The sequence below is a fragment of the Pseudomonas sp. Sample_11 genome, from assembly GCF_004307505.1.
GTDB classification, from domain to species: domain Bacteria; phylum Pseudomonadota; class Gammaproteobacteria; order Pseudomonadales; family Pseudomonadaceae; genus Aquipseudomonas; species Aquipseudomonas atacamensis.
In genome coordinates this window covers 50273-65749 of record NZ_RCOD01000053.1, presented here as the reverse complement: position 1 = coordinate 65749, position 15477 = coordinate 50273, and the positions used below count along the sequence as shown (strand labels likewise).

The following is a 15477-nucleotide window of genomic DNA, read 5'->3' as shown; positions in this document are numbered from 1 at the left end:
GCCGGGTGGCGTTTGCAATAAAACGATGCCTTTTCGACGGCCGACACGGTTCGCCGAAACGCTCCCTTATTCGCCTTAATGCACGTTTTTTTATAGAGATATCAATGACAAAGGACAAGTTGCTGGCTATGCCGGCAGATGACTACATGAATGCAGAGCAACACGCTTTCTTCACTGAGCTGTTGCAGAACATGAAAGTCGAAACCCACGAGCGCATTGAGCAAAATCGTATCGCCATCGAAAGCCTGGATACCCCGGCTGACCCGGCGGACGCGGCTTCGGTTGAAGAAGAGCGCACTTGGCTGGTCAACGCGATCGATCGCGACCAGCGCATGCTGCCGCAACTGGAACAAGCCCTTGAGCGCATCAAGGACGACAGCTTTGGCTGGTGCGACGACAGCGGCGAGGCCATCGGCCTGAAGCGCCTGCTGATCAGCCCGACCACCAAGTACTGCATCGAAGCTCAAGAGCGTCACGAGCAGATCGACAAGCACCAGCGTCAGGCCTGATTCCATGGCGGCCCCTGAATAGGGGGGGCGCCTGCAAGAGATCGCAGCCTTCGGCAGCTTCTACATGGAGTTGCGGGAGGCTGCGATCTTTGTTTTTGCTCGTCTGCGCTATTTCCCCCGTTGTTCCATTGACCTGCCACAGACCCCACGACTAACGGACCATGGATAATGGCGTTGTAGTGGCGTTTAATGCAGTCACAACAATGAGAACAAACGTGGGGTGATCAAGATGACGAGAGATGGATCTCTGGTTGCGGCGCTGCCTGCACCAGTGCTTTTGCCGAAAAACCGCTGGATCGCGCCGACCCTGCAAAGCATCGCCCTGATGCTGTTGCTGGCCGGCATGGCTATGGCCGAGTGGTCGCTCTACCTCGGCATGCCGCTGGCGGTGCTGATTGTCTGGCTGCCGCGCCTGCGTTCGCGCAACGTTCCAGCTGCTGTCCCGGTCGATAGTGCGAGCGCATTGTCCGCACTGACTCGCGATCTCTCCTACACCACCAGTCACAACGCACTGTCTGCCGCCGGCGTGGCGTTTTCGGTCAAAGCGCTCGCCAGCAAACTTGAATCGCAACTCGACGCGGCAGCGCAGATCGTCAGCAATGCCGAAGTGATGATCGCCACCGAACAGGCGACTTCACAGCTCAGTCGCGACGCGCTGGACGCCGCCAGCCAAGCGCATCACAGCAGCGCGGCGGGGCGCAGCGAACTGCTCGACTCGATTTCGCGCATGCAGCAACTCAGTCAGCGCGCCAACGCCAGCCGCGAATTGATCGAGGCCCTGAGTGTGCGCAGCGACGACATTCAGCGGGTGACGCTGGTGATCCAGTCGATTGCCAGCCAGACCAACCTGTTGGCGTTGAACGCTGCGATTGAAGCAGCCCGGGCCGGTGAGCATGGTCGCGGTTTCGCTGTGGTCGCCGACGAGGTGCGCGGATTGGCGGCGCGGACGGCGGCGGCCACGGGCGAAGTCGGTGAGATGGTTGCTGACATTCAGCAACGCACCGCGCAAGTGGTGGCGCAGATTCGCGAGTTGTCGAGCGATCTGCACACCGGCGTCGAACAGGTCGAGCACACCGGTCAGCATCTGGAAAATATCGCGCGACTTGCCGCCGGAGTGGAAACCCAGGTCAGCGAAATCGCCCGTGGCGCGCAAACCAATCGCGAGCAGCTTGACGCGCTGTTCAGCGCGATTGAGCAAATGCGTAGCGATCTGGCGATCAGCGATCAGCAGACCCGCCGCCTCGCCGAGGCCGCTGTGCAGATGGAAGGACAGGCGGAAACCATCAGCGAGCGCCTGGCCGAGGTCGGCCTGGATGACTATCACCAGCGCATTTATGACTTGGCGCGCGAAGGTGCGAGCCAGATCGCGGCGCGCTTCGAGGCGGATGTCGAGCAGGGGCGGATCAGCCTGGATGACCTGTTCGATCGCAGCTACCAGCTGATTTCGGGCACCGAACCAGCCAAATTTCAAACCCGCTTTGATCGATACACCGATCAGGTCTTGCCGGCGATTCAAGAACCTTTATTGGCGCGTCATGAAGGGCTGGTTTTTGCGATTGCCTGCACGCAGCAGGGTTATGTACCGACGCACAACCAGGCATTCAGCCAGCCATTGACCGGCGATGTGCAGGTCGACACGGTAAATAATCGCACCAAACGCAAATTCGCTGACCGCACCGGTATCCGCTGCGGCAGCCATCAGCAACCGGTGCTGTTGCAGACTTACACGCGCGATACGGGTGAGCTGATGCATGATTTATCGGTGCCGATCATGATCAAGGGCCGACACTGGGGCGGGTTGCGTCTGGGCTATAAACCTGAGAATCCGCGCTGAGATTATTACCGTTGACGCAATGAATCTGTGCACGGCGGTTGCTGTTTCCTCTCGACGGAAAGCATTAATCTGACGACTTAGTTAGGTAGCTAATTATTTCGGAGGGCACATGCAGTGCAGGGTAGACGTGGCAGTGATGATCGGCAGCGGTGTTCCGGCCGGCTTACGCGCGATGGGGCGCAGTGTTTGCTGGGTAGTTTTGCTCAACGGTGAGCGACGCGGCACAGCCTTCGCCAGTCGCGATGAAGCGGAGGAGTGCAAGGCTGCCTGGCTCGAACAATTGAACATCGAGCCCGGCGACAGCCTGCACTGATCGTACTTACTTGCCGCGATGCAGGCGCACGTTCAGCTCATCGACGATCGGCGCTTCTTCGCCATCGGCCCGCAGCCACTCCTTGAGTAATTGCGCCTGCTGGGGTGACCAGAAGTCGGCATCAATGAGTTTAGTGTCCGGATCCAGCGGATGTGCTTCGACAAAATCATTGATCGACGCCTCATCCGAGGGCAGGCCCAGCTGTTCGAAAAGGGTGGTCAGGTTAAGCTCGGTTGGCAGTTCCATCATCTACTCCTGGGTCGGTGCCGGTGCGGCTTGTTCGTTCACTCCCCTTATCAGAGGCAGGCGCTGGCGCGGAGTTCGATTTTTGATTCAAGCGAGCGGGCGAGGGCGCAGGCTTCGTTGTGATTGCCGCGGAAACCTCTGACACGTCCCGTGGATATCTCCTTGATGTGAAAGAACGCAATACCCGCTGGCACCACTTGAAAGTGTGGGGTTCGATGATTGTTAGAAGATGTCGGAAGGTTGTCGAGGTCGGCAACCTTCATCGTCAGAGGTGTGTTGATTCGCGCGTCGGCCGACGTGGCAAAATGAGTCAAAGTGCACATATGAAGTCCTTTTCATCAGTCGGCCGGGATTTAACGGCCGTTGCGGGTAGTCGTAAGGAGCATCGCTGCTCTAGAATCGCCAGTACCTGTTGACGACCGGGCTTATCTAAAGCAATTTTTCGCCAGCGATATGTCGGAAAAGTGCTTTTTTTCGTGAGAAATTTCCCTGAAGTTCGTAGTCAGATCTTGCTCCAGTCGCACTTGAGGCTTTTTCCTTCAAGCTTTGCCGATTTCGGGGCGGGTTCCGCTAATGACAATCCAGTAGTCTACGAACCTCGCGATCAAGAGCGCTTCGCTCGCTTCAGGTTTTTGAGTGATTTTGCAGTTTTCATCGGCATTGCCGTTTTTTGCCGTGCGTGTTTTCCGCTGCACGGTTTTTCAAATGTGGGGATGTTTCTTTGGCAGTCAGTAACCTCGATATGCATGCTTTGTTCGTGCTGGGTGATTTGCGTGCAAAGCTGGTCAAGCAATTTCAATCACGTTTTGTTTACATCACCGAGCAAAACGCCGAAGGCATTTACATCGCCGAAATCGATACCGAAAGTGCATTGGTAGTCGATGACAAACCGGGGCTCAAGCTCAAGGTCGGCGACCATTTCATCGCGTCAGTGTTGCCCAGCCGTGAAGGCGGCAAGATGGACATTCGTTTTCGCGACATCAAACTCACGGTTTACGGCTTGGGCGACTACGCATTTGTCAGTACGGCCGACGGTCACGCGATTCTGTTCAAGGAAGGTCATAGCGTCGTCACGGTGTTCGCCGCCAATGAACAATTGCCGGAAGGCCTGACCAAAACCTTGAAAGCTGTCACCGCCAAGGCTGCCAAATGGCGCAAAGGTGAACTGATTTCCTTCAAGGCCAGCGAGTGAGCCGCGCGCACTTCCATTCGCAAAATCTCGACAGCGCACGCGAAGACGCGCAGCGCCTGTTCGCCCGCAAGGCCGAACTGCAAGGTGCCTGGCTGAGTTGGGTAGCGTCGCAGCTCTATGCATTGCAACCGGCAGCTTACGCCAGCATGGTCAGACGTGAGCTGCAAAGCCTGCAGGAAAACTCTGAAACGTAACCTCGCGCACGGTAGACCCCGGAAAAAGCAGGAACCTCGGCTAAAGTCAGTTGACTGAGTCATTCAGAGGCTTGCGTTTCTGTCAGGCCAACTGCCATTGCTGTGAACAGCACGAGGTGTGATGCATGAACGGATTTCGACGGTTATTGGCCGCCAGCGTGGCCACCTTTGGTTTGCTGACGTCAGCGCAATCGCTGCAGGCGGCACAGGCGCCGATCCACTTTGCCGACCTGAACTGGGAAAGCGGCAGCCTGATCACCGAGGTGCTGCGGGTGATCGTCGAGAAAGGCTACGGCTTGCCGACCGATACCTTGCCGGGTACCACTATTACCCTTGAGACCGCGCTGGCCAACAATGACATCCAGGTGATTGGCGAGGAGTGGGCCGGGCGCAGTCCGGTCTGGGTCAAGGCCGAAGCCGAGGGCAAGGTCGTCGGTCTGGGCGATACGGTAAAGGGCGCCACTGAAGGCTGGTGGGTGCCGGAATACGTGATCAAGGGCGACCCGGCCAAAGGCATCAAACCGTTGGCGCCGGATCTGCGCAGTGTCACTGATCTGAAGAAATACAAGGACGTGTTCAAGGACCCGGAAAGCCCGGGCAAAGGGCGTTTCCTCAACAGCCCGATCGGCTGGACCTCGGAAGTGGTCAACAAGCAGAAGCTCACGGCGTATGGCTTGCAGGACGACTACACCAACTTCCGCAGCGGTTCCGGCGCTGCGCTGGATGCCGAGATCAGCTCTTCGATCCGTCGCGGCAAACCGGTGTTGTTCTATTACTGGTCGCCGACGCCACTGCTTGGCAAATTCAAACTGGTGCAACTGGAAGAGCCGCCGTTCGATGCCGAGGCGTGGAAGACGCTGACAGACGCCGATAATCCCAATCCGAAACCAACCCGCTCGCTGGCATCGAAATTGTCGATTGGCGTGTCTACGCCATTTCAAAAGCAGAACCCGCAAATTGCCGAGTTCTTCAGCAAGGTCGATTTTCCCATCGAGCCGCTGAACAAGGCATTGGCGGATATGAGCGACAAGCACACCGCGCCTCGTGAGGCGGCGGTCGCGTTCATGAAGACGCATCCGGATGTGTGGCAGGCGTGGCTGCCCAAGGATGTGGCCGACAAGGTGACGGCTGATCTGAAATAACGCGGTCAACGCAGTGCACCGCCGACCGGTCGTGCACGGCCAAAAAATCCGACTACGATGGTTTGTTCAAATCCCTTTGAAGGATTTCAACCATGACCTTTGTGTTGGCTCAATGGCTGGTGACTGTGTTCGCGGCAATCGGCCTGATGCATGTGTATTGGGCGTTGGGTGGGCAATGGGCGGCTGCGGTGGTGGTGCCGCAGGTGCCGGTTTCGGGCTTCGTGGCCACGGTACGCCCGGCCTTCAAGCCCTCAGGCTGGCTGACGCTGGCAGTGGCGGCTGTGCTGCTGATGATTGCGGCGCTGGTTTGTATGCGGGTCGGTTGGGGCGTGCCGGCGGTGAAGCACAAGGCACTGCAATGGGTGATCAGCGCGATCGCGTTGCTGATGTTTGCTCGGGCGATCGGTGATTCGAATCTGGTCGGGTTCTTCAAGGAAGTGAAGGATTCGCGATTTGCGCGGCTGGATACCTGGGTGTATTCGCCGTTGTGTGCGCTGCTGGGCGCGGGGTTGTTGGCAGTAGCGTGGGTTTGAGCCGATCCGGAATTGGCGATGCCCCGACTGGCCTCTTCGCGAGCAGGCTCGCTCCCCACATGGGAGAGCGCATTCCTACTGTAGCGATGGCGCCATCACCGGCGCCACATGATCATCAGTTACCACTTTCAGTCTGACGACTGCTCACCTCAGCCGGCACATCATCCCCGGCCATCCGCTTGCGGAACAACGCCGCCCGCGCCAGCAGCAGGGTGGTCACCGGCACGGTGATCGCCAACAGGACCGGAATCAACCAGGCATGCACCACTGGTGCGGATTTCAATGCCGAAAAGCAGATGATCGACGCCAGTGCCACACACCAGGCACCGAGTGTCGAGGCCAGCGCTGGCGGGTGCATACGCTGGAAGTAATCCTTCATGCGCAGCAATCCTGTTGCGCCCAGCAGGGTAAACACGCCGCTGAGCACCAGCAGCACCGCCACCGGAATCTCGACCCACAAAGACAATTCGGTATTCATTCGATCACCTCGCCACGCAGCAGGAATTTCGCCAGGGCAAAGGAGCCGACGAAGCCGAACAGCGCGATCAGCAGCGCCGCTTCGAAGTAGGTATCACTGGCGTAACGAATGCCCAGGGTCAGCATCATCAGCATCGCGACGATATACAGGTAATCCAGCGCCAGTACCCGATCCTGAGCTGACGGGCCTTTGAACAGGCGCACCAGGGTCAGCGCCATCGCCACGCAGTACAGAAACAGCGTCAGCAGAATCGCATTCGACAGCAATGGGCTCATTCGAAAATCTCCATCAACGGTCGCTCGTAAGTGCTTTTGAAGTGCTCGATGAACTGCGCTTCGTCGTGCAGATCCCAGACGTGCAGCAATAGAACGCTGCGGTCCAGCGCCAGTTCTGACCATACGGTACCGGGCACCACAGTGCAGATCATTGCCAGTGCCGCCAGACCATGAGCATCGCGCAGATCCAGCGGCACCTTGATAAAGCATGAGTTGGGCGGACGGCGTCCGGCGTTGACTACGCCCCAGGCGACGATCAGGTTGGACATGATGACGTCGCGGCCGACCAGGAAGAACAGACGCAGGATGGCGATGGGGTTGCGGATGCGCGCACGTTTCGGCCGCAATTTGCGCATCATCAGCGGCGCAGCGAGACCCAGCGCGGCACCGAGCAGCAGATTGCCCGGGCTGACGGACAGGTTCAGGGTCAGCCACAGAATCCACAGGGCCAGCGATAACCACGGAGCCGGGAACAGTCGATTCATGGCTGCACCTCGAGCATGTCGGCTCTGGCTTGCGGGCTCGGCACCGCCCGAGTGCCTAGAACTGCGAACACATATTGCTGCGGATTGTTCAGCGCATCGGCCGTGGCCTGGGTGTAGCGCAGCAGCGGTTCAGCCTTGAACGTAAGGGCAATGCTCAGCCCGAGCAGCAGGAAAATCGGCGCGCATTCGAGTTTGCGCAGCAATGGTGACGGGCGCTCTTCCGGCGTCCAGAAGCGCTGAATGCCGAGGCGCGAGAAGGCCATCAGCGAGGCCAGACCGGTCAGGATCAACAGCGCCAGCAATCCCCATGCGCCGGGAGACAGCGGCGCCGCAGTGCCAAGTCCCAACGGGTTGAGCAATGCCCCGATCAGGCTGAGCTTGCCGATGAACCCGGACAGCGGTGGCATGCCGATGATCAACAGCGCGCAGGCAATGAAGCTCAAACCGAGAAAGGCCATGGTCCAAGGGATGACTTGGCCGACCACGGCTTTCTGCTCGTCGTCGAGGTTGATGCCCTTGGGCGGTTGCAGGGATTCCTGTGGACGCGGCAGAAGTTCGCTTTCGTCCTCGAGGGGAATCTCGTTGGCCGAGCGCGAGCGCTCGATCAGTTCGGCAAGCATGAACAATGCGCTCAGCGCCAGGGTCGAGCTGACCAGATAGAACAGCGCAGCGCCGATCAGGTTCGGCTGGGCGAAACCGATCGCCGAGAGCAGGATCCCCGCCGACACCAGAATGCTCAGGCTGGCCATGCGCTCCAGGCGTTGCGCGGCGATAATCGCCAGCCCTGCGCAAGCCATGGTCGCCATGCCGCCGTAAATCAGCCAGTCGCCGCCGAAGAATGCCGAGGCGCCGGCCTGGCCGGAAAACAACAGGGTCCACAAGCGCAGCAGGGTGTAGACGCCGACCTTGGTCATGATCGCAAACATCGCCGCCACCGGCGCGCTGGCGGATGAATAAGCCGGCACCAGCCAGAAATTCAGCGGCCACATGCCAGCCTTGGCCAGAAACGCTACCGCTAGAATCCCTGCCCCAGCGTGCAGCAAGCCACGGTCGGCTTCCGGCACCAGCGGGATCTTCATCGCCAGATCGGCCATGTTCAGCGTGCCGGTCACCCCGTAGATCAACGCAGCGCCGATCAAAAACAGTGACGATGCCAGCAGGTTGATCGAAATGTAATGCAACCCCGACGATACCCGCGCCCGGCCAGAGCCGTGCAGCAATAAGCCGTAGGACGCGGCGAGCAACACTTCGAAGAACACGAACAGGTTGAACAGATCCGCGGTCAGGAACGCGCCGTACAGGCCCATCAGCTGGATCTGGAACAGAGCGTGAAAGCTTGAGCCGGCGCCGTCCCAGCGGGCCATGGCAAACAGCAACGCGCTGACGCCGATGACGCCGGTCAGCACCAGCATCAATGCCGACAGGCGATCAACCACCAGAACGATGCCGAACGGTGCCTGCCAGTTGCCCGGCAGGTACACACCGATGGAGCCGGGTACGCCGGTGGTCTGCGTCCATTGCAGCAGCATCACTGAAATGAACAGGCCGAGGAGGCTGGAGAACAAGTTGATTTTCGCCTTCAGCGGCCGGTGCTTCTCGCCCAGCATCAGCATGATCGCCGCGGTCAGCAGCGGCAGCAGGATCGGTGCGGCGATCAGGTGAGTCATCGCCATCATTCTTTAGGCTCCCGGCCGTCGACGTGGTCGGTGCCGGTCAGGCCGCGCGAGGCGAGCAATACGACGAGGAACAGTGCGGTCATGGCGAAGCTGATGACGATCGCCGTCAGTACCAGCGCCTGGGGCAGCGGGTCGGTGTAATGCAGCAAGTCCTGGGTCACGCCGTCCTTGATCACCGGTTCCTTGCCGATGAACAGGCTACCCATGCTGAAAATGAACAGGTTGACTGCATATGACAGCAGGCACAGGCCCATGACCACCTGAAAGGTTCGCGGGCGCAGGATCAGCCAGACCCCGGACGCGGCAAGAATGCCGATGGCGATTGCGATGACTTCTTCCATCAGACGGCTCCTTTGCTGGCGACGGACTTGGGCAGCGAGGCCGTCTTGTGGCCGCGCACCGATTGGTGGGCGAGGGCGGTGAGGATCAACAACGTCGATCCGACCACCACGGCGTACACGCCGACGTCGAAGAACAGCGCACTGGCGATATGGATATCACCGAGCAACGGCACGCTGATGTGCCAGGTGTGAGTGGTCAGGAACGGATAACCGGCAAGTAGCGCACCGAGACCGGTGGCAGTGGCGAACAGCAGCCCGGTGCCCATCCAGCGCAATGGCCGCAGGCTCATTTGTGCTTCGACCCACTGCGTGCCGGCAACCATGTATTGCAGGATAAAGGCCACCGACATCACCAGCCCGGCGACAAAGCCGCCGCCCGGCTGATTGTGCCCGCGCATGAACAGATAAAACGAGACCACCAGGGCGACAGGCAGCAGCAGGCGCACCAGTACCGCCGGCACCATCATGAAGCCGAGCGCGGTGTCGCTGGCCGAACGCGGGTTGACCAGATCGGTGACCACGTCCGGCGCGAGCAGACGTTGCTGGGCCGGCAACTGCAAGCTTTCCTTCGGCGGACGGAAGCGCCGCAGCAGGGCGAACACGGTGAGCGCCACGGCGGCCAGCACGGTGATTTCGCCGAGGGTATCGAAACCACGGAAGTCCACCAGCATCACGTTGACCACATTGCTGCCGCCGCCCTCGGGCAGGGCGCGACTGAGGTAGAACGAGGAAATATGGTTCGGCGTCTGCCGGGTGAGCATGGCGTAGGACAGCAGGGCCATGCCGGCGCCGACGGCAATCGACAGCAGCAAATCGCGCAGACGACGAATACGCGCCTTGCGCAGGCTACTTGGCAGTGGTGAGACTTCTTCGATACGTCGCGGCAACCAGCGCAGGCCAAGCAGGATCAACACCGTGGTCACCACTTCGACTGCCAGTTGCGTCAGCGCCAGATCAGGCGCCGAGAACCAGACAAAGGTCACGCAGGTCATCAAGCCGCAGACGCTGACCATGGTCAGGGCGGCGAGACGGTGATATTTCGCCTGCCAAGCGGCGCCAAGCGCACAGGCGATCGCCAGCAGCCACAGGGTCACGAAGACAATGGATCCGGGGATTTTCGGCCGGTCGCCCCAGGTCAGCGTGCTGTGCAGCATCGGGATCAGACCGGCGAGCACCGCGGCCGAAACCATCAGGAACAGCTGCATCTGCAAACGCTTGGTGCCCAGGCGCCGCTCGACGCGCCGGGCGATGCGCATCATTACGACCAGACTGCGTTCGAACAAACGCTTGCCGTTGAAGCGGCCCACCAGCGGCGGGTACTTGAAACGGCCCAGCTTGAACTGCTTGCGCAGCAGCAGATAGAGGAGGATGCCGCCGGACATGGCGATCAGGCTCATGATCATCGGCGCGTTCAAGCCGTGCCAGATGGCCAGGCTGTATTCCGGCAACTCCCCGCCAACTACGGGCAGCGCTGCAGCGGCGAGCAGTGGCCCGACGATCTGCGCCGGGAAAATCCCCACCAGCAGGCAGGTGAAGACCAGCAACTCGACGGGTGCGCGCATCCAGCGTGGCGGCTCGTGCGGCGTGTGCGGCAGGTCAGTGGCGGTGGGGCCGAAGAACACGTCGACGGTGAAACGCAGGGAGTAGGCCACGCTGAACATGCCGGCGATGGTCGCGACGATCGGCAGAGTGGTTTCGACCCACGCCGTGGCGTTGATGAACACGGTTTCGGCGAAGAACATTTCTTTCGACAGGAAACCGTTGAGCAGCGGCACGCCGGCCATCGAGGCACTGGCGACCATGGCCAGTGTTGCCGTATAGGGGATCAGCTTGATCAGGCCGCTGAGTTTGCGAATGTCACGGGTACCGCTTTCGTGGTCAATGATGCCGGCGGCCATGAACAGCGAAGCTTTGAACGTCGCGTGATTGAGAATGTGAAACACCGCCGCCACCGCGGCCAGTGAACTGTTCAGGCCCAGGAGCAAAGTGATCAGACCGAGATGGCTGATGGTCGAGTAGGCCAGCAAACCTTTGAGATCGTTCTGGAACATGGCGCAGTACGCGCCGAGCAACAGCGTACAGGCGCCCGCTCCGCTGACGATGTAGAACCATTCCTCACTGCCGGACAGCGACGGCCACAGACGTGCCAAAAGGAAAACCCCGGCCTTGACCATGGTCGCCGAGTGCAGATAGGCCGAGACGGGCGTCGGTGCCGCCATCGCGTGGGGCAGCCAGAAGTGAAACGGGAACTGCGCGCTTTTGCTCAGCGCGCCGATCAGGATGAGTGGCAGGAGAACGGGGTAGAGGGCATGTGCGCGAATCAGATCGCCGGCGGCCAGGACCTTGTCCAGGTCATAGCTGCCGACGACATGGCCGAGAATCATGACCCCCGCCAGCAGACATAACCCGCCAGCACCGGTGACCATCAGCGCCATATAAGCACCGCGCCGCGCATCGGCGCGGTGGTGCCAGTAGCCGATCAGCAGGAACGAGAAGAGGCTGGTCAGCTCCCAGAAAAACACGATCTGAATCAGATTGCCGGAGATCACCAGGCCAAGCATGGCGCCCATGAATGCCAGAAAAAACGCGAAGAAGCGTGGCACCGGGTCGTCCGGCGACATGTAGTAACGGGCATATAAAGAGACAAGTGTGCCGATGCCGAGCACCAGCATCGAGAACAGCCAGGCGAAGCCGTCCATGCGCAGAACGAAGTTCAGCCCCAGACTCGGCAACCACATGAATTCTTCGCGGATCACGCCGCCGTAGGTGATTTGCGGGTACAGCAACGCGACTTGAACGGTACCGATCAAAGCGACCAGGCCCGCCAGCAGGGATTCGGCATTACGCGCATTGTGCGGCAGCACCGCTGCCAGACAGCTGCCAACGAACGGCAGAAGCAGTAGAACTATCAGGGACATAGGCTTCTAATCTGCGGAAGTTTGTGAAGCATCATACGTGCCAGCTCCCTGATCACCAAACGCGAGGATGTCTCAGAATCCTACAAAGTAGTTGGGAATTGTGTGTTTGGCGTTGTTTCAGAGGTAACGATGGAGCAGCGCTTTCGCGAGCAGCCAGAAGAGATTGCGGGTCACCCCTGCGTTTCCCGCTCCAGCTCAGCTCCTGCCTCGGTAGACCTTCCCTTGGTCTTCAGCTCACTGATAATCACCGCCGCAACAATCAACCCGGCCCCAACCAGCGCAATTGCCGGCAAGCGCTCCCCGGCAATCCGTCCGACAATCCCGGCCCACACCGGTTCACCCGCATAGATCAACGTCGCCCGAGTCGGCGAAACACTCTTCTGTGCCCAGTTCATCGCTACCTGAATCGCCGCACTCGCCGCGCCCAGGCCCAAAGCCGTCGCCAGCAACAACCAGGAAAAATCCGGAATCACTTCACCGGTCGGCACCACCAGCAAGAACGACAACACCGCCGTCACCGCCAGTTGCACCACCGTCACTCGCCGCACATCCACCTGCCCGGCGAAAGTGCTGATCAAAATGATTTCAGCTGCAATCGCAACGGCGCTGATCAATGTCGCAATTTCTCCGGGACTGAAATTCAGCGCCGCCCCAGAGGGGCCTGACAACAACATCAATCCGGTAAACGCCAGCATGATGCCGATACTTGGCATCAACCCCGGACGCCGTCCCAGCACCAGCCATTGCAGCAGCGGCACAAACGGTACATAGAGCGCGGTAATGAACGCCGACTGACTGCTCGGAATGCTTTGCAGCCCGACCGTCTGCAAGCCATAACCAAGCATGATCGCTACACCGATGAACGACCCTGCCTTGACTTCGAACAAGGTCAACTCGCGCAAGTGCCGCCAGGAAAACATCGCCACGATCGCCGCCGCTGCGGCGAAGCGCAGCCCGACGAAAAACATCGGGCCACTGACCGTCATGGCATGTTGCACAATCAGAAACGTGCCGCCCCAGATCATGGTAATCAGCACCAGCACGCACTCGGCTTTGCTGAAGCGGGAGAAGCGGATTGGGGACGCAGAATTGTTTGGCGACATCATGACCTTGCGCACATTAAAAGGGAGGCCGCACAATGCCGCCAATGTTGCGCAGTATACTGCCCAACCCCACCGAGTGAGCAATATAGTGCACAAAGATTTGACTCAGCGAGCCTCCGTTCTGCAACACGTCAGCCAGAACGTTCGACGCTTGCGCCATGCTGCGGATATGAGCCAGACCGCACTGGCGGAAAAATCCGGGGTGAGCCGACGGATGCTGGTAGCAATCGAGGCAGGCGAAAAGAATGTCAGCCTGACCACGCTTGATCGCGTTGCCGAAGCGCTTGACGTTGCCTTCAGCGATCTGATCCAAGCGCACGATGCGCGCGATCCGAGCCGGATCAATGAGGTTGCCTGGGCGGGCACGATTCCCGGCAGCAGAGCCGTGCTACTGTCCAAAGCCACCGCGAGCCGCGAAGTCGAGCAATGGGAATGGTGTCTGCAACCGGGCGAAGTTTATCCGTCGCAACCGGACGCCGATGGCTGGAGCGAGCAGATCTACGTATTTGAAGGATGCCTGACACTGATGCTCGGCGATCAGGCGCAGCACATCAATAAAGGAGAGTTTTTCATGTTCGCCAGCAATCAACCGCATGCCTACCGCAACGATGGCGATGTGGCTGCGCGGTTCGTGCGTAATGTGGTGATCTGAATGGAACAGCCTGCGGACATCCTGATCATCGGCGGCGGCCTCAGTGGCACCATGCTGGCGGTGCAATTGTTACGCCTGCCTGGGCAACGACGAATTGCGATTATCGAGCCGCGTGCTGAACTGGGACGTGGCGAGGCTTACAGCGCAGTCGAGTTGGGACATACGCTGAACGGCAACGCGGCGCGGATGAGCGTCGACCCGGATAATCCTGATGATCTGACGCAGTGGCTGACGGCGCATATTGCCGGCGGCGGCTGGCCGGAATCTGCCGAGCAGGACGTGCCGGTCAGTGAGCTGTTTCCGCCGCGTGGCCTGTTCGGGGTCTATGTGCAACAGCGTCTGGCCGAAGCCAGGGCAGTGGGGGCTCTGCAAGGTTCGACCGTTGAACATATTTGTGCTGAAGCCGTCGACCTTCAAGTTAATGCTGGTTCAGTGCAGCTCACCTTGAGCGATGGCCAGACTCTGCGTGGATCGCTGGCCGTGCTGGCCACCGGCATGTTTCCCGCCGCCCGCACGCCGCAGACGCAATCCAGTGGCCTTAACGCCGCAGCGCTCGATCCCTGGGATGTGGCGGCCATGCGCGAAATCGACCCGCAGTCCACCGTGCTGATCATCGGCTCCGGTCTGACCATGGTCGATGCCGTGGTGTCGCTGGAGCAGGCCGGGCATCGCGGGCCGATTGAGGTGTTCTCCCGGCATGGCCTGCTGCCGCACGTGCGCCGTCAACCGCCGGCGTGGGTGGATTTTCTGGCAGCAGATCACAACATTCGTACGCCCCGCCAGTTGCTGCGCGAGTTGCGTCGACATTGTCGCGACGCAGTCGCCCAAGGCATCGACTGGCAGGCGCCGCTGGATACGGTTCGCGCGCACATCGCGCGGTTGTGGAGTCAGGCGACTGACGTGCAGCGTCGACAATTCGTACGGCATGTACGGCCATGGTGGGAGAGTCATCACCATCGTTCGCCGCCACTGAGCGCCGAGTTGATCGAACGGCTGCACAAGCAAGGGCGCTTGCGCATTCACGCCGCGTCGTTCAAGGGGATTGAGCCCGGCGCGGGCGATGCTGTGACCATTCGCATCCGTCCGCGGGGTGAGACTGAAACAGGCGTGGTCAGCGGTGCGGCGCTGATCAACTCCAGCGGTATCGAATACGACTGGCGGCGAGTCGCACGACCGTTGCCGCAGCAATTGCTCGCGCGGGGACTGGTGCAACCGGGGCCGCTGGCGCTGGGGATCACAGCAAAGGACGGCGCAGTGGTGGATGCCGAAGGGCAGGTGAGCGCTCGGTTGTTCGCCATGGGCCCGCCGTTGCGCGGGATGTGGTGGGAAAGTACGGCGGTGACGGACGTCGCTGCACAGGCTAAAGCGTTGGCTCGGCGGTTGGTGGATAGCCCGAAAGATTGATGTGTTCTTTCGGGCTTCTTCGCGAGCAGGCTTGCTCCCACAGGGGGATTGAGGTTGTGACTACAATTTGCGCCACACCATAAATCCTGTGGGAGCGAGCTTGCTCGCGAAAGCGTCATCTGATTCAACGTCTCTGTTGAATGAAAGACCGCTATCGCTGGCAAGCCAGCTCCCACAATGGG

18 protein-coding genes are annotated in these 15477 nt (G+C 60.0%); 9 read left to right on the top strand and 9 right to left on the bottom strand.

The window, feature by feature from the left end; all coding sequences use genetic code 11:
- Positions 1 to 104 precede the first annotated feature (104 nt).
- From D8U60_RS15510 to D8U60_RS15500, 3 genes are all read left to right on the top strand, one after another.
- The gene (locus D8U60_RS15510) at positions 105 to 509 is read left to right on the top strand and encodes a TraR/DksA family transcriptional regulator (protein ID WP_016775095.1); all 405 of its coding nucleotides are present in this window, start codon (positions 105 to 107) and stop codon (positions 507 to 509) included.
- Between the two features lie 229 nt (positions 510 to 738).
- Entirely contained in the window at positions 739 to 2343 is a 1605-nt protein-coding gene (locus D8U60_RS15505; RefSeq protein WP_130900431.1) for a methyl-accepting chemotaxis protein, read from the top strand.
- A 109-nt stretch (positions 2344 to 2452) separates the two neighbouring features.
- The gene (locus tag D8U60_RS15500) at positions 2453 to 2656 is read left to right on the top strand and encodes a hypothetical protein (protein ID WP_016775093.1); all 204 of its coding nucleotides are present in this window, start codon (positions 2453 to 2455) and stop codon (positions 2654 to 2656) included.
- Positions 2657 to 2662: 6 nt separating this feature from the next.
- Here the strand turns inward: D8U60_RS15500 and D8U60_RS15495 are convergent, their stop codons facing one another.
- Both D8U60_RS15495 and D8U60_RS15490 read right to left on the bottom strand, forming a co-directional pair.
- Entirely contained in the window at positions 2663 to 2902 is a 240-nt protein-coding gene (locus tag D8U60_RS15495; RefSeq protein ID WP_016775092.1) for a DUF2789 family protein, read from the bottom strand.
- A 50-nt stretch (positions 2903 to 2952) separates the two neighbouring features.
- A complete protein-coding gene (locus D8U60_RS15490) occupies positions 2953 to 3225 on the bottom strand; it encodes a hypothetical protein (RefSeq protein WP_024013253.1) in 273 nt (90 codons plus the stop codon).
- A gap of 419 nt (positions 3226 to 3644) precedes the next feature.
- Here D8U60_RS15490 and D8U60_RS15485 point away from each other — a divergent pair, with 419 nt between their 5' ends.
- The 4 genes from D8U60_RS15485 to D8U60_RS15470 all read left to right on the top strand — a co-directional run bounded on the left by D8U60_RS15485 (position 3645) and on the right by D8U60_RS15470 (position 5963).
- Positions 3645 to 4094: a hypothetical protein gene (locus D8U60_RS15485; RefSeq protein WP_177435477.1), complete on the top strand. Its 450-nt coding sequence runs from the start codon at positions 3645 to 3647 to the stop codon at positions 4092 to 4094.
- On the top strand, positions 4091 to 4288 hold the full coding sequence (locus D8U60_RS15480) for a hypothetical protein (RefSeq protein ID WP_130900429.1): 198 nt from the start codon (positions 4091 to 4093) through the stop codon (positions 4286 to 4288). The genes D8U60_RS15485 and D8U60_RS15480 overlap by 4 nt, the downstream gene beginning before the upstream one ends.
- Before the next feature lie 125 nt (positions 4289 to 4413).
- Entirely contained in the window at positions 4414 to 5430 is a 1017-nt protein-coding gene (locus D8U60_RS15475) for an ABC transporter substrate-binding protein (protein WP_024013250.1), read from the top strand.
- A 92-nt stretch (positions 5431 to 5522) separates the two neighbouring features.
- A complete protein-coding gene (locus D8U60_RS15470) occupies positions 5523 to 5963 on the top strand; it encodes a DUF3995 domain-containing protein (RefSeq protein ID WP_130900428.1) in 441 nt (146 codons plus the stop codon).
- 115 nt (positions 5964 to 6078) lie between these two features.
- Here D8U60_RS15470 and D8U60_RS15465 read toward each other — a convergent pair whose 3' ends face one another.
- From D8U60_RS15465 to D8U60_RS15435, 7 genes are all read right to left on the bottom strand, one after another.
- Complete coding sequence (locus tag D8U60_RS15465; protein ID WP_024013248.1) at positions 6079 to 6441, bottom strand: Na+/H+ antiporter subunit G; 363 nt, start codon at positions 6439 to 6441, stop codon at positions 6079 to 6081.
- A complete protein-coding gene (locus D8U60_RS15460) occupies positions 6438 to 6716 on the bottom strand; it encodes a K+/H+ antiporter subunit F (protein ID WP_016775085.1) in 279 nt (92 codons plus the stop codon). Before D8U60_RS15460 ends, D8U60_RS15465 begins: the two co-directional genes overlap by 4 nt.
- On the bottom strand, positions 6713 to 7201 hold the full coding sequence (locus tag D8U60_RS15455) for a Na+/H+ antiporter subunit E (RefSeq protein WP_123442242.1): 489 nt from the start codon (positions 7199 to 7201) through the stop codon (positions 6713 to 6715). Before D8U60_RS15455 ends, D8U60_RS15460 begins: the two co-directional genes overlap by 4 nt.
- Positions 7198 to 8877 carry a monovalent cation/H+ antiporter subunit D gene (locus D8U60_RS15450; protein ID WP_122612510.1) on the bottom strand — a complete coding sequence of 560 codons (1680 nt, stop codon included), beginning with the start codon at positions 8875 to 8877 and terminating at the stop codon, positions 7198 to 7200. The genes D8U60_RS15455 and D8U60_RS15450 overlap by 4 nt, the downstream gene beginning before the upstream one ends.
- Positions 8874 to 9218, bottom strand: coding sequence for a Na+/H+ antiporter subunit C (locus tag D8U60_RS15445; protein ID WP_016775082.1), 345 nt, complete (start codon positions 9216 to 9218; stop codon positions 8874 to 8876). The genes D8U60_RS15450 and D8U60_RS15445 overlap by 4 nt, the downstream gene beginning before the upstream one ends.
- Entirely contained in the window at positions 9218 to 12136 is a 2919-nt protein-coding gene (locus tag D8U60_RS15440; protein WP_130900427.1) for a monovalent cation/H+ antiporter subunit A, read from the bottom strand. Before D8U60_RS15440 ends, D8U60_RS15445 begins: the two co-directional genes overlap by 1 nt.
- Positions 12137 to 12306: 170 nt before the next feature.
- Positions 12307 to 13242 (bottom strand): DMT family transporter, encoded by a 936-nt coding sequence (locus D8U60_RS15435; protein WP_130900426.1) that lies wholly within the window; start codon positions 13240 to 13242, stop codon positions 12307 to 12309.
- 85 nt (positions 13243 to 13327) lie between these two features.
- On the opposite strand from D8U60_RS15435, the gene D8U60_RS15430 reads away from it, so the two are divergent.
- Positions 13328 to 13891 (top strand): XRE family transcriptional regulator, encoded by a 564-nt coding sequence (locus D8U60_RS15430; RefSeq protein WP_024013243.1) that lies wholly within the window; start codon positions 13328 to 13330, stop codon positions 13889 to 13891.
- Positions 13892 to 15295 carry an FAD/NAD(P)-binding protein gene (locus D8U60_RS15425; RefSeq protein ID WP_130900425.1) on the top strand — a complete coding sequence of 468 codons (1404 nt, stop codon included), beginning with the start codon at positions 13892 to 13894 and terminating at the stop codon, positions 15293 to 15295.
- Positions 15296 to 15477 lie beyond the last annotated feature (182 nt).

Bases quoted from the DNA above. Each gene is read 5' to 3' on its own strand.
- D8U60_RS15505 (WP_130900431.1), top strand. From the start codon at position 739: ATGACGAGAGATGGATCTCTGGTTGCGGCGCTGCCTGCACCAGTGCTT.
- D8U60_RS15470 (WP_130900428.1), top strand. From the start codon at position 5,523: ATGACCTTTGTGTTGGCTCAATGGCTGGTGACTGTGTTCGCGGCAATC.
- D8U60_RS15435 (WP_130900426.1), bottom strand. From the start codon at position 13,242: ATGATGTCGCCAAACAATTCTGCGTCCCCAATCCGCTTCTCCCGCTTC.
- D8U60_RS15475 (WP_024013250.1), top strand. From the start codon at position 4,414: ATGAACGGATTTCGACGGTTATTGGCCGCCAGCGTGGCCACCTTTGGT.
- D8U60_RS15455 (WP_123442242.1), bottom strand. From the start codon at position 7,201: ATGAATCGACTGTTCCCGGCTCCGTGGTTATCGCTGGCCCTGTGGATT.
- D8U60_RS15490 (WP_024013253.1), bottom strand. From the start codon at position 3,225: ATGTGCACTTTGACTCATTTTGCCACGTCGGCCGACGCGCGAATCAAC.
- D8U60_RS15500 (WP_016775093.1), top strand. From the start codon at position 2,453: ATGCAGTGCAGGGTAGACGTGGCAGTGATGATCGGCAGCGGTGTTCCG.
- D8U60_RS15445 (WP_016775082.1), bottom strand. From the start codon at position 9,218: ATGGAAGAAGTCATCGCAATCGCCATCGGCATTCTTGCCGCGTCCGGG.
- D8U60_RS15495 (WP_016775092.1), bottom strand. From the start codon at position 2,902: ATGGAACTGCCAACCGAGCTTAACCTGACCACCCTTTTCGAACAGCTG.
- D8U60_RS15425 (WP_130900425.1), top strand. From the start codon at position 13,892: ATGGAACAGCCTGCGGACATCCTGATCATCGGCGGCGGCCTCAGTGGC.
- D8U60_RS15460 (WP_016775085.1), bottom strand. From the start codon at position 6,716: ATGAGCCCATTGCTGTCGAATGCGATTCTGCTGACGCTGTTTCTGTAC.
- D8U60_RS15440 (WP_130900427.1), bottom strand. From the start codon at position 12,136: ATGTCCCTGATAGTTCTACTGCTTCTGCCGTTCGTTGGCAGCTGTCTG.
- D8U60_RS15450 (WP_122612510.1), bottom strand. From the start codon at position 8,877: ATGATGGCGATGACTCACCTGATCGCCGCACCGATCCTGCTGCCGCTG.
- D8U60_RS15510 (WP_016775095.1), top strand. From the start codon at position 105: ATGACAAAGGACAAGTTGCTGGCTATGCCGGCAGATGACTACATGAAT.
- D8U60_RS15465 (WP_024013248.1), bottom strand. From the start codon at position 6,441: ATGAATACCGAATTGTCTTTGTGGGTCGAGATTCCGGTGGCGGTGCTG.
- D8U60_RS15485 (WP_177435477.1), top strand. From the start codon at position 3,645: ATGCATGCTTTGTTCGTGCTGGGTGATTTGCGTGCAAAGCTGGTCAAG.